Origin of the sequence: Modestobacter marinus (genome assembly GCF_011758655.1) — a bacterium.
In the GTDB taxonomy this organism is placed as follows: domain Bacteria; phylum Actinomycetota; class Actinomycetes; order Mycobacteriales; family Geodermatophilaceae; genus Modestobacter; species Modestobacter marinus.
In genome coordinates this window covers 1,284,440-1,307,983 of record NZ_JAAMPA010000001.1, presented here as the reverse complement: position 1 = coordinate 1,307,983, position 23,544 = coordinate 1,284,440, and the positions used below count along the sequence as shown (strand labels likewise).

Here is a 23,544-nt window from a genome sequence, read left to right as displayed (position 1 = left end):
ACGTGTCCGCCGCGGACGCCCGGCCCGGCAGGTGGACGGGGGTGGGCGCGGTGGTGGACCCGGCGTGGGGCCTGCGGCTGGCGGCCCGGCGGCTGACCGACCTGCTGGGGGAGCCGCGGTACCGGCGGCGCTGGCAGGTGCACAGCGTGGTGCGGCGTGCCGAGCTGTCCCGGGCGGCGGTGGCCGCCGTCCTGGCCGAGCACCTGTTCGACGCCGGCGAGGTCGACGACGGGCACCGGTCGCGCAGCCTGGAGAACCGGGTCGGCCGGGCGCTGAACGGTGACCGGCTCTCCGACGCGACCCTCGAGCTGTTCATCCGGGCGTTCGAGTTCACCGACGAGGACGCCGACGAGCTGCGCAACCTGCGCAGCGGCCGGAGCACCGCCCGTCAGCTGGTGGTCGCCGACGCGCTCGGGCCGGAGGAGCCCATGCCGCCGCGGCCGTGGCGCACCCTGCAGCTGGCCGAGGAGCACCACGTCGGCCCGGACCGGTCTCCCCGGCTGCACCACACCCGGCAGCTGCTGGAGGCGGTCGAGGCGACCGACCGGTACACCTACGCCTTCGACACCGCGTACGCCGCGGTGTCGGTGCTGCACGGCGGGGACCCGGTCCGGGCGTTCCGGGTGGCCGGCACGCCGATCCACGTGGTGGAGGTGCTGCTGTCCCGGCCGCTGCTGGCCGGGCAGACCACCCACCTGGAGTACCAGACGGTGTTCGCCTACCCCGAGCCCCCGGCACCGGAGTTCCGGCGCGGGGTCACCGCCTCGGTCCGGCACCTGGCGATCACCGTGCACTTCGACCCGGCCGCCCGGCCGCGGCGGTTGCTGCGCGGGTGCTGGGCGTCGGTGGAGTCGGAGACCGCCGAGCGGGTCGAGCCCGTGGAACTGGTCGACGGGCAGGCGTCCTTCGAGCTGGTGCCGCCGGGCCGGTGCGTGCTGGGCTACCGCTGGGAGTGGTGAGGGCCCGGCACGCACCGGCCCGGGCGGACGGCGGGGCGGGAGCCGCTCAGCCGGTGAAGGCCGTCGTCTCGCCCAGGCGCGACGGGGGCACGGTCTTCAGCCGGGCCACGGCGTCCGCCAGCGGGACGAGCGCGATCTCGGTGCCGTGCAGGGCGACCATCTGCCCGACGTGCCCCTCGTGGGCGGCGATCGTGGCGTGCAGCCCGAAGCGGGTGGCCAGCACCCGGTCGAAGGACGTCGGGGTCCCGCCGCGCTGCACGTGGCCGAGCACCGTCGTCCGCACCTCCTTGCCGGTGCGCCGTTCCAGCTCCTCGCCCAGCTGCTGGGCGACGCCGGTGAACCGGCGGTGGCCGAACTCGTCGAGCCCGCCGTCGCGCAGCGGCATCGTGCCCGGCTTCGGCGTCGCCCCCTCGCTGATGACCCCGATGACGTGCCGGTGGCCCCGCTCGAACCGGGCGGTGACCAGCTCGCAGACCTCCTCGATGTCGAAGGGCTCCTCGGGGGTGATCATCAGGTGCGCCCCGGCGGCCATCCCGGAGTTCAGCGCGATCCAGCCGGCGTGCCGGCCCATCACCTCGACCAGCAGCACCCGCTGGTGGGACTCGGCGGTGGTGTGCAGCCGGTCGATCATGTCGGTGGCGATGCTGACCGCGGTGTCGAAGCCGAACGTCAGGTCGGTGCCGTCGATGTCGTTGTCGATCGTCTTCGGGACGCCGACCACCGGCACGCCCTCCGAGGAGAGCCAGGCGGCGGCGGTGAGGGTGCCCTCGCCGCCGATGGGCACCAGCACGTCGACCCCGTGGGCGTCGAGCACCTCGCGCATCCGGCCCAGCCCGTCGCGGATCTTCTCCGGTGCGACCCGGGCCGAGCCGAGGATCGTGCCGCCCCGGGTCAGCAGGTTGTGGACCATGGGGCGGTCCAGCGGCATCGCGTCGTCGTCGAGCAGGCCGCGCCAGCCGTTGCGGAACCCCACGACGTCGCTGCCGTACTGCTTCTCCGCGGTGCGGACCACCGCTCGTAGGACGGCGTTGAGACCGGGGCAGTCTCCGCCGCCGGTCAGGACTCCGATGCGCACGTGCTCTCCTCCGGACGAGGGGGTCGGGCGGGGCAACCGTACGTCATGACGTCTAGACGTCTCATGGTGCAGTACCTTTCTGGGCGTGGCGAGTTCGGAGGCGGGGCCCAAGTACCTCGCCGTGCGCGAGGCGTTGCGGCGACGCGCCTCCGCGCTGCCGGAACACACCCTCCTCCCTCCCGAGCCGGTGTTGTGCGCCGAGTACGGCGTCAGCCGGATCACCCTGCGCCGCGCGGTCGACGGGCTGGTCGCCGACGGGCACCTGGTCCGCGAGCAGGGCCGGGGCACGTTCGTCAGCCGGCCGGGGATCCGGCACGAGTACCGCGAGAGCTTCGTGCACCGGATCGCCGGCTTCCACTCGGTGATGACCGAGCAGGGCGCCCAGGTGGGCACCTCGGTGCTCACCCAGCGCGTCGTGCCGGCCGCCCCGCCGATCGCCGCCGAGCTGGCCGTGGCCACCGCCGACGACGTCGTGGAGCTGGTCCGGCTGCGCAGCGTCGACGGGCTGCCCAACCACGTCGTCCGCAGCTTCCTGCCCGCCGCCCGCTACCCCAAGGCGGCCACCGAGGACTTCAGCCACGGCTCCCTCTACGAGTTCCTCCGCCGGGAGTACTCCGCCGACCTGGCGCACGCCCGGCTCGTCGTCGACGTCGGGACGGCGGCGGCGGACGAGGCCGACGTGCTCCAGGTGACCGCGGGCTCCCCGCTGCTCGTCGTGCGCACCACCGTCCGGGACACCTCGGGGCACCCGCTGGTGCACTCGTTCAGCCGGCTGCGGCCCGACGTGAGCCAGGTCGAGTTCGAGGTCTCCGTCGGCGGTCGCTGAGCCTGGTCCGTCGGGACGGGTCAGCTCCGGGCCGGCCCCGGCGGCAGATCGGCCAGCCGCAGCCGCTGGTCGCGCAGCAGCACCCGGTCCAGGGCGTGGCCGACCGGCCGGGCCAGGTCGGTGACGACGGCCCGCACCGGTGCGTCCAGTCCCCGGGGCTGCCGCCAGCCGACCAGCAGCGCCGCGTCGGAGTGGTGCTGTCCGAGCGGCAGGTGGACGGCGAGGACCGGTCCCGGGCCGGGCAGCGCGACCAGCCCGGGGAAGGCGTCCGCCTCCTCCGGCGTGGCGACCGCCACCAGGTCCCGTTCACGCATCGCCACCGCCAGCGGGTGCGCGTCCGTCACCCGGAGACCCGCGACCGGGTCCGGGCCGGCCGCTGCCCGGACGGCGGACCAGACCCGCAGCTCCGGGCAGCCCGCCTCGGCCACCCCGAGCAGCACGGTGGTGGCACCGAGGGGGGACCGGACCAGCCGGTCGACCGTGTGCAGCAGGTCGGGGAGCGTCTCCGCCGTCAGCAGGGCGGTGCTGAGCCGGGCGACCACCCGGGCCCGGTCGGCGTCGGCCTCGGCCAGCACGAACGCCGCGCGCGCCGCCTCGGCGGCGCTCTGGGCGGCGCTGTCGTCGCGGACGGCGACCGCGTGCGCCTCCTGCTCGGCCAGCTCGATCACCCGGAACCGCAGCTGCCGCGAGGTCTCGTCGGCCATCCGGTGCAGCGTCGAGAGCTCGGCGTCGGTCCAGTCCCGGGGCGCGGTGTCGATGACGCTCAGCACGCCGATGGGCTCCCCGTGCACGCCCCACAGCGGCACCCCGGCGTAGGCGACGGCGTGCAGCTCCTGGACGGAGGGGCCGGTGGCGAACTCCGTGTGCTCCCGGGCGTCGCGCAGCGCCAGGGGGCTGCCGCTGGTGGCCACCGACTTGCTGATCGAGTGGCTCAGCGGCATCGAGCGGCGGCTGGCCCACGGTTCGGGCAACCCGTGGGCGCCCGGGAAGACCTGCCCGCCCTTGGAGACCAGGACCACCAGCGCCCGGGGGGTGCGCAGCGCCTCGGCCGCCGACCGGGCGAGCCGGTCGAAGGCCGCGTCGGCCCGGGCCGGCAGGACGGCCCAGGTCGGCAGTTCGTACGCGGCACTCACCGTTCCCCCTGTTCGCCTGCAGCCTGCCCGGCGACCCCACCGGTGTGCTCGCCCGTCCCGGGCACGACGATGCTGTCAGACTCGGGGGGTCGATGCCCGGCTCCGATGGGGGACGACGTGCAGCAGTTCCAGGAGCAGCGGACGACCGGTGCCCGGGCGGTGATCGCGGACCGTGCCGTGCGCAGCGTGTTCCAGCCGATCGTCGAGCTGGACAGCGGGCGGGTCGTCGCCTACGAGGCGCTCGCCCGCGGCCCGCAGGGGCCGCTGGAGGCGCCGGACGCACTCTTCGCCGCGGCGCGCGCCGAGGGCTGCCTCACCGAGCTGGACCAGGCGTGCCGGGCCGCCGCGCTGCGCGGCGCGGTGGCGCGCGGCCTGCTGGCCCCCTCCACCGTCTTCGTCAACGTCGAGCCCGAGGTGCTGGACGACACCCCCGTGGCGGGGCTGTTCGACCCCGAGGTGCCGGTGCCGGGGGACCTGCGGGTGGTCCTGGAGATCACCGAGCGTGCGCTGGCCGCCCGCCCCGCGGAACTGCTCCGGACCGTCGCGCGGGTGCGGGAGTTCGGCTGGGCGATCGCCCTGGACGACGTCGGCGCCGAGTCGCTCTCGCTGGCCTTCATGCCGTTGCTGCGCCCCGACGTCGTCAAGCTCGACCTGCGCCTGGTGCAGGGACGCCCCGGCCCGGCCATCGCCGAGATCATGAACGCGGTCAACGCCTACGCCGAGTCGACCGGTGCCCTGGTGCTCGCCGAGGGCATCGAGACCGGCCCGCACCTGGCGATGGCGCGGGGCCTGGGCGCCACGCTCGGGCAGGGCTGGCTGTTCGGCCGCCCGGGGCCCGGCGCCGCCCCGGGCGCACGACCCGGAGCGCTCCGGCTGCCCGCCGTCCCGCCCCCTGACCCGCAGGGTCGGCTGCTCTCCCCGTTCGAGTGCCTGCCGGCGCACGTGCCGGTCCGGGAGGCGCCCAAGGCGCTGCTGATCGAGCTCAGCAAGCAGCTGGAACGGCAGGCCATGCGGCTGGGGGAGACCTGCGTGGTCGCGACGACGTTCCAGGAGGCGCGGCACGTCACCCCGGCGACCCGGCTGCGGTACCGGGACCTGGTCGAGCGGGTGGGCTTCGTCGCTGCCCTCGGCGAGGACCTGCCGGCGGAGCCGCTGCCGGGGCTGCGCGGGGCCGACCTGGCACCCGGTGACCCGGTGCGCGGCGAGTGGGACGTCGTGGTGCTCAGCCCGCACTTCAGCGCCGCGCTGCTGGCCCGCGACCTCGGGGACGACGGGTCGGACCTGGCCCGCCGGTTCGCGTTCTCCCTCACCTACGAGCGCGACACGGTGGTCCGGGCCGCCCGGGCGCTGCTCTCCCGGGTCGCGCCGAGCACCACGCGGCGCGGGCCCGCGGCGGACGGTCAGGCGGTGGCGGACGTGCCGGCCGGCGTGGCCTCGCTGCTCACCGGGCGGTCGGCCGGCGACCCGGGCGAGGCGCTCCTGCACCGGGCGCTGGCCGCGGTCGGCACCGGCGTCACCATCGTCGACCTGCGGCTGCCCGACCAGCCGCTGGTCTACGTCAACCCCGCGTTCGAGCGGCTGGCCGGGCAGCCCGCCGCCGAGCTGCTGGGCCGCAACTGCCGCTTCCTGCAGCACCCGGACACCGACCCCGCGGCCGTGGGCCGGATCCGCGCGGCGATCGAGGTGGGCGACGAGTGCCGGGAGGTGCTGCTCAACCGGCGTTCCGACGGCAGCACCTGGTGGAACGAGTGCACGCTCACCCCGGTGACCGACGGGACCGGCGCCGTCGTCCAGTACATCGGCATCCAGGCCGACGTCACCGAGCAGGTGGAGACCGAACGGGCGCTGCGCACCGAGCGGGACCGGGTGCGGCGGTACGCGGCCCGGATCGCCGAGCTGGACGCGCGGGTCGGGGTCCCGTTGTCCCTCGCGACGCCGGGCGAAGGACCTCAGACCTCGACGGACTCCCCGGGGGCCAGGCGCGCGTAGGGCACCGGCTGGCCGGGGCCACGCTCACCGAGCAGCCCGGCCACGAGGCCCAGGCCCGTGTCGTTGAGCAGGCCGTCGTGCACGGCCAGCGCCCGGTCGGCGCGCACCTCGCGCAGGTAGTCGATCAGCTCGCTGGTCTTCGACCACGGGGCGTGCGCCGGCAGCAGCAGGGTGGGGACGGCCACCTCGGGCACGGTCAGCGCGTCGCCGGGGTGGAAGACGCGCTCCTCGACGAGGAACCCGACGTTGCGCACCCGGGGGACGTCCGGGTGGATCACGGCGTGCCACTCCCCGTGCACCGTGACGTCGAAGCCGGCGGCGGTGAACGCGTCACCGGCGCCGACCACGTGCACCCGCGGGCCGGCGCCGGCCAGCTGCTCGGCCACCGCCGCGTTGGTCCACACCTCCAGCGCGGGGTCGCCGTCCAGTGCGGCGCGGACCCGGTCGGGCAGGAAGTGGTCGGGGTGCTGGTGGGTGACGAGCAGGGCCGAGGCGCCGTGCCAGGCGTCGTCGGCGGTGTACGCCCCCGGGTCGACGACCAGCCGTCGGTCGCCGTCGGACAGGACCACACAGGCGTGTCCGTGCTTGGTCAGCTGCACCAGGGTCTCCTCGTGGGACTCGTGATCGGGTGGGACGACGGTGTCACGGCGGGGGCAGACCCGGGTGCGGGGAGAGGTCACCCGATGGGGTGGTCCGGCGGTGGGGTGCTGTGCCGGGGGGCCGGGGCTGCCGACAACCCAGGGGTGACCTCGCCGACGCTGACCTTCGCCGCCGCCCGCAGCCGTGCCCACGGGCCGACCGCCGCGCTCTGGCACGCCGTGGAGGTGCACCGGGCCCCCGCCGACCTGGACGGCGCCTGCGAGCTCACCGTCTGCGGCACCCTGGCCCGGGTGACCACCGAGGAGCACTGGCCGGTGCCCGCGATCGACGTCTGCCCGGCCTGCACCACCCACGCCTGACAGCTCCGCGCAGCGGTTCCACGTGGAACTCCGGCCCGCCGCGGGGCGGGGCCTCGCTCAGCGGCCGGTGAAGACCGGTGGTCGCTTGGCCAGGAAGGCCTCGACGGCCTCGCGGTGGTCGGCGGTCGCCCCCAGGTCGGTCTGCAGGCTCGCCTCCAGCGCCAGGGTGTCCTCGAGGCCGTCGGTCGCCGCCGTCGCGAGCACGGTCTTGATCGCCCGGTAGGCCAGGGTCGGCCCGGCGGCGAGCCGGGTGGCGAGCGCGGTCGCCTCGGCGAGCACGTCCGCGGCCGGGACGACGCGGTGCACCAGGCCCCACTCGGCGGCGGTCTCGGCGAGGAACGGCTCGGGCAGCAGCAGCAGCTCCGCCGCCCGGGACCCGCCGACGCAGTGCACCAGCCGCGAGGCCAGCGCGGAGTCGCTGGACAGCCCGATGCCGGCGAACGCGGTGGTCAGCTTCGCGCCGGCCGCGGCGACCCGCAGGTCGCCGGCGAGCGCGATCCCCAGGCCCGCGCCGGCGCACGCCCCGTTGATCCCCACCACGAGAGGCACCCGCAGGGCGGCCAGCGCCAGCATCAGCGGGTTGTACTCGGCCTCCACCACCGACAGCGACGGTGCGCCGTCCGGTCGCTCGGAGCGCAGCTCGTCGACGTGCTCGGCGAGGTCCTGACCGACGCAGAACGCCCGGCCGCTCCCGGTGAGCAGCACGGCGCGCACCGACTCGTCGGCGGCGACCTCCCGCACGGCGGCGAGCAGCTCGGTGCGCAGCCGGTGGGACAGCGCCGGGCGCTGCAGGGTCAGGGTGGCGACGCCGTCGGCGTCGGTGCGGGTGACGGTGGGCTCGGCGCCGGGTGCGGACATCGTCGTCCTCTCAGTTCTCTGCGTAGTCGTGGAAGCCGCGGCCGGTCTTGCGGCCCAGCTCGCCGGCGGCCACCTTGTCACGCAGCAACTGCGGTGGGGTGAAGCGCTCGCCCAATGTGCCGGCGAGGTACTCGGCGATCGCCAGCCGCACGTCCAGGCCGACGAGGTCGGTCGAGCGCAGCGGGCCCATCGGGTGCCGGTAGCCCAGCTCCATCGCCGCGTCGATCGCCTCGGCGTCGGCGACGCCCTCCTCCAGCATCCGGATCGCCTCCAGCCCGAGCAGCACGCCCAGCCGGGACGACGCGAAGCCGGGGGAGTCCCGCACCACCACGTCGGTCTTGCCCAGGGCGCGCACCCAGTCGCGGGAGGCCGCGACGACGTCGTCGCCGGTCTCCGGGGCGACGACCACCTCGACCAGCTTCGAGGCGGGCACCGGGTTGAAGAAGTGCAGGCCCAGGAAGCGCGCCGGACGCTGCAGTGCGGCGGCCAGCTCGGTGACCGAGAGGGAGGAGGTGTTGGTCGCCAGCACGGCGTCGGGCCCCAGCACGGACTCCGCGACGGTGAGCACGGCGACCTTGAGGTCCGCGCGCTCGGGCACCGCCTCCACCACCAGGCCGGCGTGGGGGGTCAGCTGGGCGGGGGAGTCGACCAGGGTGAGCCGGCCGAGCACCTCGCCGACCGCGTCGCTGAGCTTGCCGCGCCGAGCGGCCTCCTCGAGCCCGGCCGACACCCGGCCGCGGGCGGCCTCGGCGGCCTCGTCCCCGGCTTCGACCACCTCGACCCGCGCGCCGGCGACCAGGAACGCCTGGGCGATACCGGCGCCCATCCGGCCCCCGCCGATCACCCCGACCTGGTCCGGGAGAGGCGCGCCGGTGGGTTCAGGGCCGGTCATGGCAGGTCCTGGGGGTGCGTCTCCTGGGCGTGCATCGACAGCTCCTCTGCTGACGGTGGTCCGGGCGCGGCCCATTCTGCTGGTAGGTGGTCGGCCGGCGCGTGCTGCACCGGAGGGTCACGGCCGTCCGAGGTCGGACTGCCTCGATCCCCGGACGCAGGACCCCGTCGCGTTCGGGGGTCGCCGTGGCACAGGGCTTCGCCGCGAGCCATCTCATCGGACTGCGTGAGGTGCGGACGCGGCCTCCTCGGCTCCGCCTGTCCGTGGGCTGAGCCGGTCCGTGAGCTCCGCCGGTCTGTGAGCTCCGCCGGTCTGTGAGCTCGGTCGGTTCGTGAGCTCCGCCGGTCCGTGAGCCGAGCTGGTTCGTGGGCCGAGCTGGTTCGTGGGCCGAGCTGGTTCGTGGGCCGAGCTGGTTCGTGGGCCGAGCTGGTCCGTGAGCCGAGGCGGTCCGTGAGCGAAGGCGGTCTGTCAGCTCCGCCAATCTGTGGGCCGTGCCGGTTCGTGGGCCCAGCCGGTTCGCGAGCTGCGCACGCCGTAGCGAGGTGGCCGGCGAGCCCGAGGGCATGCCGACGCCGGCAGCATCCAGGGTCTGGCGTGCTAGTGCTCTGGCTGTACTGGTGCACCAGAGCACTAGCACCCGGAGGTCGACCTGGTGGGCAGTGCAGGTGGCGGCGGCTGAGGCGTGGGTCAGCCGGGCAGGGGGTCAGCCGGGCAGGGGGTCAGCCGGGCGTGGGGGTCAGGCGGGCGTGGGGGTCAGGCGGGCGTGGGTCAGGCGGGCGTGGGTCAGGCGGGCGTGGGTCAGGCGGGCGTGGGTCAGGCGGGCGTGGGTCAGGCGGGCGTGGGTCAGGCGGGCGTGGGTCAGGCGGGCGTGGGTCAGGCGGGCGTGGGTCAGGCGGGCTGGGCCAGCGCCTGCAGCGCGTCTCGGCGGGCCAGCACGTCCAGCAGCGCGGTGATGTCCCGGATGGTCGCCGCCGAGCCCGCACCGAGGGGCAGCGCGGCCCACAGCTGTTCGAGGTAGGTGCGCGTGACCGGCCGGCCGGTGGGCAGCCGCCCGGTCAGGCGGTCCCGTGCCACGGCGGAGGCGACCGCGGGGACGAGCTCACGTCCGTCAGCCCGCTCGCCGTCCGCGGTCAGCAGCACGCCGGTCGCCTCGGCGAGCAGCGCGCGGTCCTCGGCGGTGAGGGCAGCGAGTGCATTCCGCCGCCAGCGAGCCGGGGTGGTGGCGCGCACGGAGATGGGTCGCAGGCCCCGGGTCGGGGTGGCGGACGTGGACATGGCACCGATCATCGGACCTGCACTCCTGGTCGTGGGCTTGCGCGAGCGGCCGTCGGGGTCCTCCTCGGCACCTCGCGAGCGGATCGGTACCTGCTGGCGACACATTCCTCACCCGTCCGCCTCACCCGTCCGCCTCGTTCGGCCGTCCTGTCGAGGCCGGCTCGCCCAGCCCCCCTCGTTCTGACCGGTCCGCCCAGCCCGCCTCGTTCTGACCCGCCTGCCAGCCCGCCCCGTTCTGAACGGCTCGCTCATCCCGCCCCGTTCTGACCGGGCCGCTCGGTCCGCCTTGTTCTGATCGGTCCACTCATCCCGTCTCGTTCTGACCGGCCCGCCCGGCCCGCCGTGCCCTGTCCGGCCCACCCGGCTTGCCGTGCGGCCCCGGCACCGGCGAGGCTGCCGGTCATGTGCGGCGACGACGGCGACGGTGACCGAGGGTGACCCGGGTGGCGATCGCGCCCGACTCCTTCAAGGGGACGCTCGGTGCGGCGGCGGCCGCCGAGGCGCTGGCCGCCGGCTGGCGCTCGGTGCGACCGGACGACGAACTGCTCACCGTCCCCCTGGCCGACGGTGGTGAGGGCACCCTCGAGGCGCTCGGGCACGACCTCCCGGCCACCTGCTGGCGCAGTGCACAGGTGACCGGGCCGGACGGGCGTCCGGTGGACGCCGCCTGGCTGCTGCTCCCCGACGGGACGGCGGTGGTGGAGATGGCCCGGGCGGCCGGGCTGCCCCTCATGGAGCGGCCCGATCCGCTCGGGGCGACCACCCGGGGGCTGGGGCAGCTGCTCGCCGCCGTCGTCGCCGACCCGGCCGTGCACCGGGTGATGCTCACCCTGGGCGGCTCGGCCACGACCGACGGCGGCACCGGTGCGCTCGCGGCCCTGGGCGCCCGGTTCCTGGACGCCGACGGCGCGCCACTGCCCCCCGGCGGCGGCGCCCTCTCCCGGCTGGACCGGGTGGACCTCGCCGGGCTGGTGCCGCCGCCGGCCGGTGGCGTGCAGTGCCTGGTCGACGTCACCGCACCCCTGCTGGGGCCGCTGGGCGCCGCCGTCCAGTTCGGGCCCCAGAAGGGTGCGGACCCCGCCCAGGTGGCCGAGCTCGACGCGGCGCTGTCCCGGCTGGCCGACCTGCTCGGCGGCGACCGGGAGGCGCCGGGGGCCGGGGCGGCCGGCGGGACCGCCTACGGCTTCGCGGTCTGCTGGGGGGCAGAGTTCGTCAGCGGCGCGCAGGCGGTGGCCGCCGCGGCGGGTCTGGACGAGGCCCTGCGGGGCGCGGCCCTGGTGGTGACCGGCGAGGGGCAGTTCGACGCCCAGTCACTGCGGGGCAAGGTGGTGGGCGACCTGGTCGAGCGGGCGCACCGTGCGGCGGTTCCGGTGGCGGTGGTCGCCGGCCGGGTCGTGGCGGCGGAGGGGCTGCCGGTGACCCGGGCGCTCTCGCTCACCGACCTCGCTGGTTCGGTCGACGGTGCCATGGGCGACCCAGCTCACTGGTTGGCGGTGGCAGGTGAACACCTCGCGCGGGAATGGTCCGTCACGACCTGACGCTGGCAGAATCGGGCGACGAGCCGGGCGTCGGCATGTGTAGGCACGCTCGGACGGGGCACCCACCCGCTCGGTGCGTCCAGCCCGCCAGCGCCGGCCGGCTGGGGGTCGCACCGCGGACGAGGCAGGACGAGGGGACGGCGCACGGTGGTGGAGCCCACGAGGAAGAGCCTCGGGAACCGCTACGAGTTGGCGACCCTGCTGGCCTCCGGTGGCATGGGCCAGGTCTGGCGCGGGCACGACCGGCTGCTCGACCGGGCTGTCGCGGTCAAGGTGCTGCGCAGCGAGTACACCGGCGACGAGCTCTTCCTCGCCCGCTTCCGCGCTGAGGCCCACCACGCGGCCGCGCTGAGCCACCCGAACATCGCCGCCGTCTACGACTACGGCGAGGAGCCGGCCGTCGACGGGTCGGGCGAGCACCTGGCCTACCTGGTCATGGAGCTGGTCGAGGGCCAGTCGCTGTCGACCGTGCTCGCCCGCGAGGGGAGCCTGACGCCGGACCGGACGCTCGACGTGCTCCGGCAGACCGCGTCCGCGCTGGCCGCCGCCCACGCGGCCGGGGTGGTGCACCGGGACGTCAAGCCGGGCAACGTGCTCGTCCGCTGGGACGGCACCGTCAAGATCACCGACTTCGGCATCGCCTGGTCGGCCGGGAGCGTCCCCCTCACCCAGACCGGCCAGGTGGTCGGCACCGCGTCCTACCTCTCCCCGGAGCAGGCCGCCGGTGCCCACGCCACGGCGGCCAGCGACGTCTACGCCCTCGGCATGGTCGGCTACGAGTGCCTGACCGGCGAGCGCGCCTTCGACGGCGACAACTCCGTGACCATCGCGCTGCGGCACCTGCGCGACCAGCCCGCCCCGCTCCCCGCCGAGCTGCCCGAGGGCGTGCGGCGGCTGGTCGAGCGGGCCATCGTCAAGGACCCCGCCCAGCGGTACGCCGACGGCGAGGCCGTCGTCGCGGCGATCGACGAGGTGCTCGCCGGCCGGGAGCTCCCCGCGGTCCAGCGCACCGACACCCAGAGCTTCTGGCTGCTGCCCGACGCGGCTGCGCTCGCCGGGGCGTCGCCGGCCACCGACCCCGCCTCGCGCCGGCCGGCTCCGCAGGGTGGCCTGGGCCGGTTGCTGGTCCCGCTCGTCGCGCTGCTGGTCGGGGCGGGGATGGCAGCCGTCGTCCTGCAGGCGTTCGGCCCGACCGCGACGACGCCGACCGCAGCCGCCGTGGAGGTCCCGGGGGAGGTGGTGGCCTCCCCGGCCACCGTGACCCTGGACGCCGCTGACTACCTGGGCCGTCCGGTGGACGCCGTCCGTGCCCAGCTGGAGGCCCTCGACCTGGTCGTCGAGGTCCAGCCGACGGAGACCGACTCCGCCGATCCGGGCACGGTCGTCGACGTCGCGCCGCTGGCGACGGAGCTCCGGGCGGGTGAGACGGTCCTGGTCAGCTACGCCGTCGCACCCAGCGACACCCCGGAGCCTGTCGCGCCGAGCAGGGAGCGGACGGTCGACACCGTCGTCCAGCAGCCGGCTCCCGCCCCGGTGACCACCGCCGCCCCGGAACCGACCCGCGTGCCTGCCCCGAGGCCCACCGCGACGACCGGCGGGCGCCCGACCGACGGGGTGGTCGAGGAGCAGCCGGCCGAGACCGGCGAGCCGACCCAGCCGGTCGCGGACGACGAGGGCGCCAGTGCCGAGGCGCCGGACCCGGCCGAGCCCACGGGTACCGAGGAGCAGCCCGACGACGGCGAGACCCCTCCCGCCACGGAGACCCCCGCCCCGTCCACCGGCAACGGCAACGGCAACGGTGCGGGCAACGGGAACGGGAACGGCACGGGGAACGGCAACGGCCCGGGCAACGGGAACGGCAAGCCCAGCCGGGGCTGAGCGCGGCGTCACCCGGCGAGGCATGGCGCCGGTATGTTCCCCGCCACAGGCCCGGTCCGACGAGGCGGTGGCCGTGGGGGGCATCTGGGGTCGTGGGCGCGCGGGCGAACGGGTCGGACGAGCCGACCGGCACCCGGCATCCTGGCGCGGGCCCGCCACCGTCGTCCCCGGCCCACCCGGAGCCGGGCCACGCCCCTCCCGACAACGCCCCTCCTGACCACACCCCTCGGGACCCCACCCGTCCTGACCACGCGGACCTCTTCGCCGCGATGCCCACCCCGTACCTGGTCCTGACGCCTCAGCTGGTCATCGTCGACGCCAACCCGGCCTACCTCGCCAACACCGGCCGGACCCGGGAGGACCTGGTCGGCCGGCCGGTCTTCGAGGCGTTCCCCGGCAACCCCCACTCGACCGCCCCCGACGCCAGCGGCAGCCGGATCCGGGCGTCCCTCGAGCGGGCCCGGGACACCTGCCGCCCGCACACCCTGCCCGTCCAGGAGTTCGACATCCCCGACGGCTCGGGCGGCTTCACCAAGCACTTCTGGAGCCTGATCAGCGTCCCGGTGCTGGACGGCGAGGGGCGCTGCCGGCACCTGATGCAGCGGGTCGAGGACATCACCGACTACGTGCGCCAGCAGGCCATGTCCGACCACCCCAGCGGACGGGGGAGGCGCTGGCACCGCCGGGTGCTGGAGGTGGAGAGCGACCTGTTCGCCCGTGGCGCCGAGCTCCGCGCCGCCCGCCAGGCCGAGGCGGACACCGCACGCCGGCTCGCCGCCCTCTCCGGCGTGGCCCTGGCGCTGGGGCGCGCGGAGACGCTCGACGACCTGGCCCGGGTGGTCAACGAGCGCGGTCTGGTGGCGCTGGGCGCGCACGGCGGCGGGATCGGGGTGTGCGACGGCGCCCACCAGCTGCGGCTGGTGCTCACCGACGGGATCGCCCCGGTCGGCGTCGGGCCGGACACGGTGCTGTCGCTGGACGCTCCCTATCCCAGCTGCGTCGCCGCCCGCACGGGGGCGCGGGTGCTGCTGCCCGACCGGGCGGCCACCGAGGCGTTCTCCCCCCAGCTGGCCCGGCTGGCGGCCGCGACGGGTGTCCACGCCTGGGCGGCGGTGCCGCTGGAGAGCGGCTCCGGGCGGATCGGGTCGCTCAGCGTGGGCTGGATGCACTCCCCGGGACTGGAGGAGAGCGACCTGGAGCTGCTGCAGGCGCTGGCCGGTCAGTCCGCCCTGGCGCTGGAGCGCATCCGCGCCCGGGCCGACGAGCGCGCCCAGCACGCGGTCGTGGAGGGCATGGCCGAGGCGCTGCAGCGCAGCCTGCTCACCGAACCGCCCGAGGCCGAGGACCTGCAGATCGTCGTCCGGTACCTGCCGGCGGCGTCGCTGGCCCAGGTCGGCGGTGACTGGTACGACGCCTTCCTGCTGGGCGACGGCCGGATCGCCCTGGTGATCGGCGACGTCACCGGGCACGACCGGCACGCGGCGGCGGCGATGGCGCAGGTCCGCAACGTGCTCCGGGGGGTCGCGCACAGCGGGCGCGGCTCCCCGGGTGCGGTGCTCGGCGCGCTGGACCGGGCGCTGCTGGACCTGCAGGTGGACACCCTCGCCACCGCCGCGCTGGCCACGGTCGAGGAGGTGGGGGCCGGTGACCGGCTGCTGCGCTGGAGCAACGCGGGGCACCCTCCACCGCTGCTGCTCGACCCCGACGGCACGGTGACCGTGCTCGAGCGCGAGCCGGACCTGCTGCTGGGCGTCGACCCGTCCGTCCCGCGGAGCGACCACACCCAGCTGCTCGCGCCCGGCTCGACGGTCCTGCTCTACACCGACGGGCTGGTGGAGCGCCGGGGTGCGGTGCTGGACGAGGGCACGGCCTGGCTGGCCGGGGCGCTCGCCCGGTGGGCGCACCTCCCGCTGGAGGCGCTGTGCGACCGGCTGCTGGCCGAGCTCGAGGGGTCCGTGGACGACGACGTCGCCCTGCTGGCGGTGCGGGTGCGCGGGTAGCGCCCCCTGCTCAGCTCGCCGCGCCCCGGGCCCGCCGGGCCGGGACCAGGCGGTGCCCCGCAGCCCGGCAGCCGAGGACCAGGCAGGTCGCGGCGGCGGCCAGCGCCACCCGGCCGGGCGACGCGTCCACCCCACCGAGCAGCACCCCGACGCCGGCGGCGGCCAGCGCCGCGGTGAGCCACCGGTCCTGCCGCCGGCGCAGCCCCACCACCGCCAGGGCCAGGGCGGCGAGGACGGCGACCCTCGCCGGGTGCCCGGTGCCGGAGAGCTGACCGGTCCACGGCAGCCCCAGCGAGGCGACGGCGAGCACCCCGGCGCCGAGGAACCAGCCGTGGCCCCGGGTCACTCGGGGCGGCCCGGGGCCAGTGCCACCGCGGCACCCGTGGCGGCCAGGGCGACGGTGAGCCAGAAGCCCCGGTCGCTGGCGACGAGCGGGAGGGCGACCAGCACCCAGAAGGCGGCCAGGGCGACCAGTCCACCGGCCCCGATCCGCCACGCCGTCCGGACCGAGCCCCGCCGCCCGGCCAGTGCCGCGACGGGGGACGCCAGCGCGACCAGGGCGGCGACGGTGGCGAACGCCGACCAGGTCGGGACGACGTCCCACAGCGACTGGTCGATGAAGTCCAGGCTCAACCCCAGCTCCAGCAGGGCGAGCCCGAGCACGCCGAGCAGGAGGGCCACCAGCTCCGTCGCGGGCCGGCCCGACGGCCGGGCGGCGGCGAGGCGGGAGCGGACCGAGGACGACGAGGAGCGGCCGGCAGGCCCGTCCCCGGAGGAGGTGCCGGGCGCGGTGCCGGGGGTGGTGGTCGGCCCCGGGACCGGTGGCGGGGTGGGCGCGAACCCGGGGACGACGTCGACCGGGCCGGTGCCGGGGCCGTCCCGCGGCGGGTCGTAGGACGGCTGGTACGGCTGGTGGCTGCCGTGCCGCCCGGCGTCCGGCTGCTCCGGCTCGACCGTCTGGCGCTGGCTGGGCGGCAGCAGGATCGACTGGGTGCGGGGGTCCTCGGCCGTCCCGGTCACCGCGGGCTCGGTGGCGGGGTGCTCCGTGGCGGGGTGCTCGGTGGCGGGCTGCACGGTGGTGGGGTGGTCGCTGATGGGGTGCTGGTCCCCGGCGCGCTCGTCGGCGGGGTACCGGGTCGCGCCGGCGGGTGCCGAGCCCGGCTGCTGCTGGGGCTCGGGGATCGGCGGGTGCGGCTGGCTCACGTGTCCTCCTCGTGGGGTGCGCCGAGGCGCCGGCGGCCTGGTCGCGGGCGGCCGGACGGCGGGGCAGGGCGCTGGTCACCGTAGCCGCGGGGAGCCGTGCTGATCCCGTCCCCGCGCCGTGCTCCGGTCGCGCACCTAGGGTCGGGGCCGTGGCAGCACGCGCGGGCATCGTCGTCACCGGCACCGAGGTGCTCACCGGCCGGGTGGCCGACCGCAACGGGCCGTGGCTGGCCGAGGCGCTGCGCGCCCGGGGGGTCGACGTCGGGTCGGTGGTCGTCGTCGGCGACCGGCCCGAGGACCTGCGGGCCGCCCTGGCCTTCCTGGCCGGCGGGGGCACCGACCTGGTGATCACCACCGGCGGGCTGGGTCCCACGGCCGACGACCTGACCGCTGCCCTGGTCGCTGACTTCCAGGGCCGGCCCTCGGCGCTCGACCCGGACCTGGAGCAGCGGATCGCCGCGGTGGTGGCCCGGCTCAGCGCGCGCCGTGGCTGGCGGATGGACCCGGCGGCGACCGCGGCCGGCGTCGCCAAGCAGGCGCAGGTCCCGGCGGGGGCCACGGTGCTGGAGCCGGTCGGCACGGCGCCGGGCCTCGTCGTCCCGGTGGCCGAGGGCCGGAGCGGGCCCCCGGTGCTGGTGCTGCCCGGGCCGCCGTCGGAGCTGCAGGGCATGTGGCCGGCCGCGCTGGCGGCCGAGCCGGTGCACCGGGCGCTGGCCGGGGCCACCGAGCTGCGGCAGTCGACGCTGCGGCTGTGGGGCACGCCGGAGTCCGAGCTGGCCGCCAGCCTGCGCCGGGTCGACGACGAGGTGGGCGGCCTGGAGATCACCACCTGCCTGCGGGACGGCGAGCTGGAGATCGTCACCCGCTACGGCCCGGACGCCGAGCCGGCGCACCAGCGGCTGGTGCAGGCGGTCACCGCCGACTTCGGCGACACGCTGTTCAGCGACGGGCCGACGGTCGACGAGCTGGTCGCCGCCGCGCTGGACGAGCGGGGCTGGACGGTCGGCATCGGTGAGTCGTGCACCGGCGGGCTGCTCACCGCCCGGCTCACCGCACCGGCGGGGTCGTCGGCCCGGGTGCTCGGCGGGGTCGCGGCCTACGCCGACAGCGCCAAGACGCAGCTGCTCGACGTGCCGGTGAGCACCCTGGCCGCCGGCGGTGCGGTCAGCGCGGAGGTCGCCGCCGCACTCGCCCAGGGGGCCCGGCAGCGGTTCGCCGCCGACGTCGGGGTGGGCGTCACCGGGATCGCCGGCCCGGGCGGCGGCACGGCGGAGAAGCCGGTCGGCTCCGTCCACCTCGCCGCGGTCGGTCCGGACGGCGCGGTCGCCCGCTCGCTGAGCCTGCTCGGCTCGCGGGAGGCGGTGCGCCAGCGGACGACGACCCTGGCCCTGCACCTGCTGCGCCAGCTGCTGGTCGGCGGCCCGCCGGCCTGACCGTGGGTCGGGCCAGGTCGCGATCCTGACCACCACGTGGCTGCGGATCCGTCGCCCCGGGCTGACGCCGGTCAGGCCGGGCCGCCGTCCCGGCCCGCCGCGCGGCTGCTGGTCGGCGGCCCGCCGGCCTGACGGCGGATCAGGCCGGGTCGCCGTCCCGGCCGACCACCCGGCTGCGTCGCTCGAGGAACAGCACGTCGTGCCAGGTCGCCCGACCGTCGACGACCCGGCGGCCGACCCCGCTCGCGGCGGCCGACCACCCGGAACCCGAGCCGCTCGTGCAGCGCGAGGCTCGCGGTGTTGGCCGGGAGGACGGCCGCCCGGATGGTCCAGATGCCGTCGGCCTCGGTCGAGTCGATGAGCGCCTGCAGCAGCAGCCGCCCGACGCCCCGCCCGGCCGCGTGCGCGGCGACGTAGACCGAGTGGTCCACCACGCCGGCATACGCCGCCCGCGGCGACTCGCGGGTGCACGCCACCCAGCCGAGCACGGTGCCGGTGTCGTCGGTGGCGACGTGCCGGTGACCGGCCAGGCGTGAGGCGTCGAAGGCCGCCCAGCTCGGTGGCTCGGTCTCGAAGGTGGCGAGGCCGGTGGCGATGCCGGCGGCGAGGATCTCGCGGACGGCGGGCCAGTCGGCCGCCGTCATCGGGCGGAGGACGGTCGAGGGGGAGCCGGGCACGGCGTCATCCTCGCGCCCGGGTCGCGGGGCGCGGCCGGGGGTTCCACGTGGAACCGGACCTGCGAGGTCGGCGGGTGGGGCGCATCCTGGTCCGGCGCGGATGGACCGGTCGGGGTCACTCTCGGGGGCGGATCCCGGCCGTCAGCCCGCCCGGGTGTCAGTCGGCAGCTGGGCGGGCAACCGTCCCGGGTGACCACACTGACCCTGCACGCCACCGGCCCGATCGAGCCCGGCGAGGTGTGGGACCGCTTCGTGCACCCCGCCCGCTGGCCGGAGTGGTCCCCGCAGATCAGCCGGGTGCAGGCCAGTGCCCCGCGGATCGCCCAGGGCGTCACCGGGCGGGTGTTCGACCCGCTGCGCACCTCCGTCCCGTTCGTGATCGACGAGGTGTCCGACGCCACGCGGGAGTGGAGCTGGCAGGTCACCGTCGGCCCGACCCGGCTGGGGCTGGCGCACTGGGTGAGCCCCGGCCCGGACGGCGGGACGACCACCGGCCTGCGGATCAGCGGGTTCGCCCCGCTGGTGCTGGGCTACGCGCCGCTGGCCCTGCTGGCGCTCAAGCGGCTGGTGGCCCTCACGACCTGAGCGTCTCGTACGGTGCCGGCGTGAGTTGGTCGAGGCGCCGTCGTCCTGGCGTGGGAGCTGCCCGGTGACCGGTCGGCGTCGGCGTCGGGCGACCGCTCCGGGCGGCGCGCCCACTGCCGTTCCGCGCCCACCGGACCCGCAGCCGGAGCGCGACCGGCAGACTGAGCCGATGACCGAGACCCTCGACGACGCGACCGGAGCGGTGGACGGGCACGACGAGTTCTCGGCCGAGGGGCCGCGTCCGTCGCTGGACCTGCTGGTGTGGGACGCGCCGAACATCGACATGACCCTGGCGAACGTGATCGGCGCCCGCCCCACCGCGGCGTCCCGGCCACGGTTCGACGCGATCGCCGCGTGGTTCGTCGAGGGTGCCGAGGAGTTCGGGGCACCGCAGCAGCCGGAGGTCGAGGCGTGCGTCTTCGCCAACGTGCCGCCGCAGCACGCCACCTCGCTGCAGCGCTGGGTGGAGGCCCTGCGCAGCTTCGGTTACGCCGTCTTCGCCCGGCCCAAGCTGCAGCCCGACGACGACATCGACCAGTCGATGCTGGACCACATCAGCGTCCGGGCGCACAGTCACCAGCTGCGTCGTCTCGTCGTCTTCTCCGGTGACGGCCGGAACTTCGCCGAGCCGCTGGAGGACCTGGCGCGCGCGGGCACCGAGGTGGTCGTCGTCGCGTTCAGCGAGGTCGCCGGGTACGCGATCAGCTCCGAGCTGCTGCAGTTCGTCGACATCGAGGACGTCCCCGGCGCGTTCGTCGAGCCGCTGGACCGCGTGCGGCTGGACGCGCTGCCGGCGGACGGCGCCTGGCTGCGCCCGACCAAGAGCCTGCGCGACGCCGCCGGTCTCTTCGCCGCCCGCCGAGGCTGACGCCCCGGCAGCCCGGAGCCCCGGAAGCCTGGAGCCCCGGCAGCCCTGGAGCCCTGGCAGCCGGGCGGTCGCCACCTGATGGTGGCGGCCTGACGGAGGGCGGCCGTCCGGTCAGGCGGTGGTGGCCCGGTCAGGCCGCGCGCGAGCTGCCGAGGTCGGAGTCCACCGCGCCCGGGGCCGTGCCCGCACCGGCAGCGGCACGGCCGCGACCCCGGCCGGCACGGTCGGGAGCCTGGACGGGCAGCGCGGCGGCGGGCGCGACGGGGACGTCGACGACGGTCATCCGGGAGTTCGCGTAGGTGGTGACGGCGTAGAGGAAGACGACCACGCCGAGCATCTCGAACACCTCCTCCGCCGTGGTGGCCAGGACGTAGGGGGTGGACAGCAGCGTCCCCCGGTCGTCGGCCAGCCAGCTGCCCACCATCTCCATGCCGATGGCGCCGCCGACGTAGAGGGTCCCGGCCACCACCATGAGCAGGCCGATCCGTCCGGGCAGCCCGCGGAGGAAGCGGACGTAGGCGGCGGCGAACAGCAGGACCAGCGGTGCGGCCAGCAGCCACCAGCCGAAGGTGAAGACCCCGGTCGGCTCCACCACCTTGCCGACCTGGTGGTTGGCCCGCTCGTGCAACCGCACGAGCTCGTCGACCGAGAGGTAGCCGAACACCGCGGCGAGGACCGTCCAGTGCCACCGCCAGCGGTCGCGGACCCGATGCGCCCACGCACCGACTCCCGCCACCGCGGCCGCCGCCGACAGCAGCAGCGCCGAGGAGAACCACGTCGGGAGGTTCCCCTCCCGGTTGACGCTGAGCAGGTCGAGCAGCCCTGCCGCCGGCGAGTCGGCCGCCTGCAGCACGAGGAGGTTCAGGGTGAGGCTGACCGCGCCCAGCAGGACGACCGCCCCGGTCAGGACGGCGACCAGCCGGCGCGGTCGGATGACGGTGAGCACGGTGGACCCCTGGGATCGACGCCCCAGGACCAGCTGACCCAGGTGCCCGAGCACCGTAGGTCGGTTGATGAACAGTTGACAACTCGGCGAACTGACGGTGAACGGCAGGTGACCAGCCGTCGCCCGACCCGGCACCGGCTCGACAGCACGACGTGGCGGTCGGTCCGGGCGCCGGCGCCTACGGCGAGGGCCCGCTGGTCACCCTCTCGGTGGAGGGGGACCAGCGGGCCCGCCGGACGCGGCGGCTGCTGCGCCCGGTCGGTACGACTAGCGGCGGGCCAGCCGGCGGACGCCGCCGGTGTAGGGCATCGAGTAGTGCGCGAAGACGTCCGGCTCCTGCTCGACGGTCAGCTCGCCGTCGGTGTCGATGGACGGCGCGCTCTTGGTGAGGTCCTTGGAGACGGTGACCCGGATGTGGTCGGGGGCCACGGTGGCGCCGGTCAGCGGCACGAACGTCAGCTTGTGCCGGCCGATCATGCCGGTGGTGACCGCAGCGAAGAACGGCTGGTCGGTGGTGGTGTCCACGTACACCGACTCCAACGTGCCGATCTTGCTCCCGTCCGGGTCGACGACGTTCAGGGTGCGCCAGTCACGGATGTTCTCGGCCGGGAACACGGGTCCTCCTCGGTCTGGGGGCAGTTGACCCTCCATGCCCGCAGGTGCGGCCCGGCAACCCCCGGGTGATCACCGAGCGGGTCAGCGGGTACCGGGGAGGACGTGACCCCCCAGGACGACGCGGCGCCCCAGGAGCTCGTGGTCATGGTCGGGCTGCAGGGGTCGGGCAAGTCCAGCTGGGTCGCCGCGCACCTGGCCGGCACCCACGTGGTCGTCAGCAAGGACCACTGGCCGAACGCCCGGCACCGCGAGGCCCGGCAGCAGCGGGTGGTGGCCGCCCTGCTCGCCGAGGGCGCCAGCGTCGTCGTCGACAACACCTCGCCCTCGCCGGCCGAGCGGGCACCGCTGATCGCGACGGCGGCAGCGGCCGGCGTCCCGGTCCGCGCGGTGTTCCTCGACGTCCCGCTGGAGACCTGCCGGGCCCGCAACGAGGCGCGCGAGGGCCGGGACCGGGTGCCGCTGGTGGGGTTGTACAGCGCCGCCGGCCAGCTCACCCCGCCGAGCACCGCCGAGGGGTTCGGCGAGGTGCAGGTGGTCCGGGGTTGAGCAGTCGGTCAGGCCCCGGGGCCGGAGGAGCGCGGCCGCGGGACGGCGGCGGTCGCCAGCCCGGAGGGCAGCCGGGCCCACACGTGCTTGCGCTCGGTGTCGCTGCACCAGCCGTAGTCGAGCGACAACTGGGCCACCATCGGCAGCCCCATCCCGCCGTACGCCGGGTCGCGGTCGACCGCGGGGCGCGGTGGGGCGTCGGGCGAGCCGTCGGTGAGCACGATCAGCCAGCCGGCCGGGGCGGCGACGATCAGCGCCACCACCGCACCGCCACCGTGCCGCAGCGCGTTGGAGCTCAGCTCCTCGAACACCAGCAGCAGGCCCTCACGGGCGTCCTCGGTGGACCGGGCGGCCAGGGACGGGTGGGCGAGGCGGGCCCGCAGGTCCATGCGCACCCGGGACGCGTCGTGCACCGTCGGGAGCTCCCACCGCCACACGTCGCCGTCCTCGTGGGGCACGTCGGCCGATGGCCAGACCAGTGCGCTCACTCTTCGGGCCTCCCGCCGGCCGGTGTCTCCGCCGGGACCATGGTGGCGGACGCAGCGCCCGGGTGCAGCACGGGGGGTCACGTGTCGGCTCGGTGCGGTCAGCGCCGCGCCCGCTCCTCGCCCCCGTCGGGGCCGGCGGCGACGCCGGGCATGCCGTGGACGTCCAGCCGCTGGAGCAGCCCGGTCAGCTCCAGCGGCCCGGTGACGATGCGGCTGGTCGCGATGACGCCGACGTGCTTGCCGTCGGCCTCCGGGTGCTGGCTGACCCACACCAGCGCCGTGACCCCGGCGGACCCGAAGAAGGTCACCCCGGACAGGTCGATGGTGAGCAGGCGCTCCGCCTCGCGCAGCGCCGCGAGCAGGGTCTGCTGCAGGAGCGGGTTGCTGGCCGCGTCCAGCTCACCGGACACGGAGGCGACGAGCTGCCCCGGTTCCGGGCCGTCGGCGAGCCGCACCTGGAACGGCGCCTCGCCGGCTGCCGACCTGACCGTCTTGATGGGTCCTCCTCCAGACCGGGACACCTCCGCCGTGTCCGTCACCGATCGTCTCCCGTCGGCCCCTGTCCGCAGATCGGGACAGGGCGGGTCCCTACCCCGATCGGGGCACGCCAGTCGCTGGACCCGGTCAGGAACGTCATCACTTCGTCATCCGGTTCCACTCGCGGTCCGGGTGACGGGTGTGACACGGTGTCACACGGCCGACATGAGGCCGCCGGTGCGGTAGGGCCCGTGCCCGGCGGTGGAGCCCTCGCAGCAGCGCATGGCGCGCCGGGGCCGCTTGCCCGCCGAGGCCGCCCAGTCC

General features: G+C 76.1%; 25 protein-coding genes. 11 read left to right on the top strand and 14 right to left on the bottom strand.

Translation table 11 applies throughout. The features are described 5' to 3' along the window. Positions 1-41: 41 nt before the first annotated feature. Complete coding sequence (locus FB380_RS06185; RefSeq protein ID WP_166754312.1) at positions 42-959, top strand: hypothetical protein; 918 nt, start codon at positions 42-44, stop codon at positions 957-959. Positions 960-1,005: 46 nt separating this feature from the next. Here FB380_RS06185 and FB380_RS06180 read toward each other — a convergent pair whose 3' ends face one another. Beyond that, positions 1,006-2,034, bottom strand: a complete 1,029-nt coding sequence (locus FB380_RS06180; protein ID WP_166754311.1) for an ATP-dependent 6-phosphofructokinase — start codon at positions 2,032-2,034, stop codon at positions 1,006-1,008. An 85-nt stretch (positions 2,035-2,119) separates the two neighbouring features. Here FB380_RS06180 and FB380_RS06175 point away from each other — a divergent pair, with 85 nt between their 5' ends. Next, positions 2,120-2,860, top strand: a complete 741-nt coding sequence (locus tag FB380_RS06175) for a GntR family transcriptional regulator (RefSeq protein WP_166754310.1) — start codon at positions 2,120-2,122, stop codon at positions 2,858-2,860. 20 nt (positions 2,861-2,880) lie between these two features. Here the strand turns inward: FB380_RS06175 and FB380_RS25330 are convergent, their stop codons facing one another. Further along, positions 2,881-3,993, bottom strand: coding sequence for a GAF domain-containing protein (locus FB380_RS25330; protein WP_166754309.1), 1,113 nt, complete (start codon positions 3,991-3,993; stop codon positions 2,881-2,883). A gap of 105 nt (positions 3,994-4,098) precedes the next feature. Between FB380_RS25330 and FB380_RS06165 the strand changes: the two genes are divergently transcribed. After that, a complete protein-coding gene (locus tag FB380_RS06165; protein ID WP_166754308.1) occupies positions 4,099-5,982 on the top strand; it encodes an EAL domain-containing protein in 1,884 nt (627 codons plus the stop codon). Here the strand turns inward: FB380_RS06165 and FB380_RS06160 are convergent. Then, entirely contained in the window at positions 5,943-6,581 is a 639-nt protein-coding gene (locus FB380_RS06160; protein WP_166754307.1) for an MBL fold metallo-hydrolase, read from the bottom strand. The genes FB380_RS06165 and FB380_RS06160 overlap by 40 nt on opposite strands. A gap of 144 nt (positions 6,582-6,725) precedes the next feature. On the opposite strand from FB380_RS06160, the gene FB380_RS06155 reads away from it, so the two are divergent. Next, positions 6,726-6,941 carry a hypothetical protein gene (locus tag FB380_RS06155; RefSeq protein ID WP_166754306.1) on the top strand — a complete coding sequence of 72 codons (216 nt, stop codon included), beginning with the start codon at positions 6,726-6,728 and terminating at the stop codon, positions 6,939-6,941. Positions 6,942-6,998: 57 nt separating this feature from the next. On the opposite strand, the gene FB380_RS06150 is transcribed toward FB380_RS06155, so the two are convergent. The 4 genes from FB380_RS06150 to FB380_RS06135 all read right to left on the bottom strand — a co-directional run bounded on the left by FB380_RS06150 (position 6,999) and on the right by FB380_RS06135 (position 9,966). Beyond that, entirely contained in the window at positions 6,999-7,799 is an 801-nt protein-coding gene (locus tag FB380_RS06150) for an enoyl-CoA hydratase-related protein (protein ID WP_166754305.1), read from the bottom strand. 10 nt (positions 7,800-7,809) lie between these two features. After that, positions 7,810-8,691 (bottom strand): 3-hydroxyacyl-CoA dehydrogenase family protein, encoded by an 882-nt coding sequence (locus FB380_RS06145; RefSeq protein WP_166754304.1) that lies wholly within the window; start codon positions 8,689-8,691, stop codon positions 7,810-7,812. 736 nt (positions 8,692-9,427) lie between these two features. Further along, positions 9,428-9,694, bottom strand: coding sequence for a pentapeptide repeat-containing protein (locus FB380_RS26200; protein ID WP_166754303.1), 267 nt, complete (start codon positions 9,692-9,694; stop codon positions 9,428-9,430). Next, positions 9,580-9,966: a hypothetical protein gene (locus FB380_RS06135; RefSeq protein WP_166753290.1), complete on the bottom strand. Its 387-nt coding sequence runs from the start codon at positions 9,964-9,966 to the stop codon at positions 9,580-9,582. The genes FB380_RS26200 and FB380_RS06135 overlap by 115 nt, the downstream gene beginning before the upstream one ends. A gap of 443 nt (positions 9,967-10,409) precedes the next feature. Here FB380_RS06135 and FB380_RS06130 point away from each other — a divergent pair, with 443 nt between their 5' ends. The 3 genes from FB380_RS06130 (at position 10,410) to FB380_RS06120 (ending at position 15,382) form a co-directional block, all read left to right on the top strand. Then, positions 10,410-11,504, top strand: coding sequence for a glycerate kinase family protein (locus FB380_RS06130; RefSeq protein WP_229681754.1), 1,095 nt, complete (start codon positions 10,410-10,412; stop codon positions 11,502-11,504). Positions 11,505-11,651: 147 nt separating this feature from the next. Next, positions 11,652-13,382 (top strand): protein kinase domain-containing protein, encoded by a 1,731-nt coding sequence (locus tag FB380_RS06125; RefSeq protein WP_166754301.1) that lies wholly within the window; start codon positions 11,652-11,654, stop codon positions 13,380-13,382. 269 nt (positions 13,383-13,651) lie between these two features. Continuing rightward, entirely contained in the window at positions 13,652-15,382 is a 1,731-nt protein-coding gene (locus FB380_RS06120; RefSeq protein WP_166754300.1) for a SpoIIE family protein phosphatase, read from the top strand. A 10-nt stretch (positions 15,383-15,392) separates the two neighbouring features. Here the strand turns inward: FB380_RS06120 and FB380_RS06115 are convergent, their stop codons facing one another. Both FB380_RS06115 and FB380_RS06110 read right to left on the bottom strand, forming a co-directional pair. Beyond that, positions 15,393-15,728, bottom strand: coding sequence for a hypothetical protein (locus FB380_RS06115; protein ID WP_166754299.1), 336 nt, complete (start codon positions 15,726-15,728; stop codon positions 15,393-15,395). Continuing rightward, positions 15,725-16,585, bottom strand: coding sequence for a hypothetical protein (locus FB380_RS06110; RefSeq protein ID WP_166754298.1), 861 nt, complete (start codon positions 16,583-16,585; stop codon positions 15,725-15,727). Before FB380_RS06110 ends, FB380_RS06115 begins: the two co-directional genes overlap by 4 nt. Before the next feature lie 149 nt (positions 16,586-16,734). Here FB380_RS06110 and FB380_RS06105 point away from each other — a divergent pair, with 149 nt between their 5' ends. Beyond that, positions 16,735-18,018, top strand: a complete 1,284-nt coding sequence (locus FB380_RS06105) for a competence/damage-inducible protein A (protein WP_166754297.1) — start codon at positions 16,735-16,737, stop codon at positions 18,016-18,018. 71 nt (positions 18,019-18,089) lie between these two features. Here FB380_RS06105 and FB380_RS06100 read toward each other — a convergent pair whose 3' ends face one another. After that, on the bottom strand, positions 18,090-18,695 hold the full coding sequence (locus FB380_RS06100; RefSeq protein ID WP_229681753.1) for a GNAT family N-acetyltransferase: 606 nt from the start codon (positions 18,693-18,695) through the stop codon (positions 18,090-18,092). Between the two features lie 189 nt (positions 18,696-18,884). On the opposite strand from FB380_RS06100, the gene FB380_RS06095 reads away from it, so the two are divergent. Both FB380_RS06095 and FB380_RS06090 read left to right on the top strand, forming a co-directional pair. Then, complete coding sequence (locus tag FB380_RS06095) at positions 18,885-19,280, top strand: SRPBCC family protein (RefSeq protein ID WP_166754296.1); 396 nt, start codon at positions 18,885-18,887, stop codon at positions 19,278-19,280. Positions 19,281-19,449: 169 nt separating this feature from the next. Then, complete coding sequence (locus FB380_RS06090) at positions 19,450-20,148, top strand: NYN domain-containing protein (RefSeq protein ID WP_166754295.1); 699 nt, start codon at positions 19,450-19,452, stop codon at positions 20,146-20,148. Between the two features lie 130 nt (positions 20,149-20,278). Here FB380_RS06090 and FB380_RS06085 read toward each other — a convergent pair whose 3' ends face one another. Further along, entirely contained in the window at positions 20,279-21,094 is an 816-nt protein-coding gene (locus tag FB380_RS06085; RefSeq protein ID WP_166754294.1) for a hypothetical protein, read from the bottom strand. Positions 21,095-21,361: 267 nt separating this feature from the next. Further along, a complete protein-coding gene (locus FB380_RS06080) occupies positions 21,362-21,709 on the bottom strand; it encodes a PRC-barrel domain-containing protein (protein ID WP_166754293.1) in 348 nt (115 codons plus the stop codon). Between the two features lie 102 nt (positions 21,710-21,811). On the opposite strand from FB380_RS06080, the gene FB380_RS06075 reads away from it, so the two are divergent. Beyond that, positions 21,812-22,255 carry an ATP-binding protein gene (locus FB380_RS06075; RefSeq protein WP_229681752.1) on the top strand — a complete coding sequence of 148 codons (444 nt, stop codon included), beginning with the start codon at positions 21,812-21,814 and terminating at the stop codon, positions 22,253-22,255. Positions 22,256-22,263: 8 nt separating this feature from the next. On the opposite strand, the gene FB380_RS06070 is transcribed toward FB380_RS06075, so the two are convergent. Together FB380_RS06070 and FB380_RS25325 are read right to left on the bottom strand one after the other, a co-directional pair. After that, positions 22,264-22,743 (bottom strand): ATP-binding protein, encoded by a 480-nt coding sequence (locus FB380_RS06070; RefSeq protein WP_166754292.1) that lies wholly within the window; start codon positions 22,741-22,743, stop codon positions 22,264-22,266. Positions 22,744-22,841: 98 nt separating this feature from the next. Then, positions 22,842-23,282 (bottom strand): STAS domain-containing protein, encoded by a 441-nt coding sequence (locus tag FB380_RS25325; RefSeq protein WP_166754291.1) that lies wholly within the window; start codon positions 23,280-23,282, stop codon positions 22,842-22,844. Positions 23,283-23,544: the final 262 nt, after the last annotated feature.

Bases quoted from the DNA above. Each gene is read 5' to 3' on its own strand.
- FB380_RS06165 (WP_166754308.1), top strand. From the start codon at position 4,099: ATGGGGGACGACGTGCAGCAGTTCCAGGAGCAGCGGACGACCGGTGCC.
- FB380_RS06135 (WP_166753290.1), bottom strand. From the start codon at position 9,966: ATGTCCACGTCCGCCACCCCGACCCGGGGCCTGCGACCCATCTCCGTG.
- FB380_RS06090 (WP_166754295.1), top strand. From the start codon at position 19,450: ATGACCGAGACCCTCGACGACGCGACCGGAGCGGTGGACGGGCACGAC.
- FB380_RS06145 (WP_166754304.1), bottom strand. From the start codon at position 8,691: ATGACCGGCCCTGAACCCACCGGCGCGCCTCTCCCGGACCAGGTCGGG.
- FB380_RS06150 (WP_166754305.1), bottom strand. From the start codon at position 7,799: ATGTCCGCACCCGGCGCCGAGCCCACCGTCACCCGCACCGACGCCGAC.
- FB380_RS06120 (WP_166754300.1), top strand. From the start codon at position 13,652: ATGCCCACCCCGTACCTGGTCCTGACGCCTCAGCTGGTCATCGTCGAC.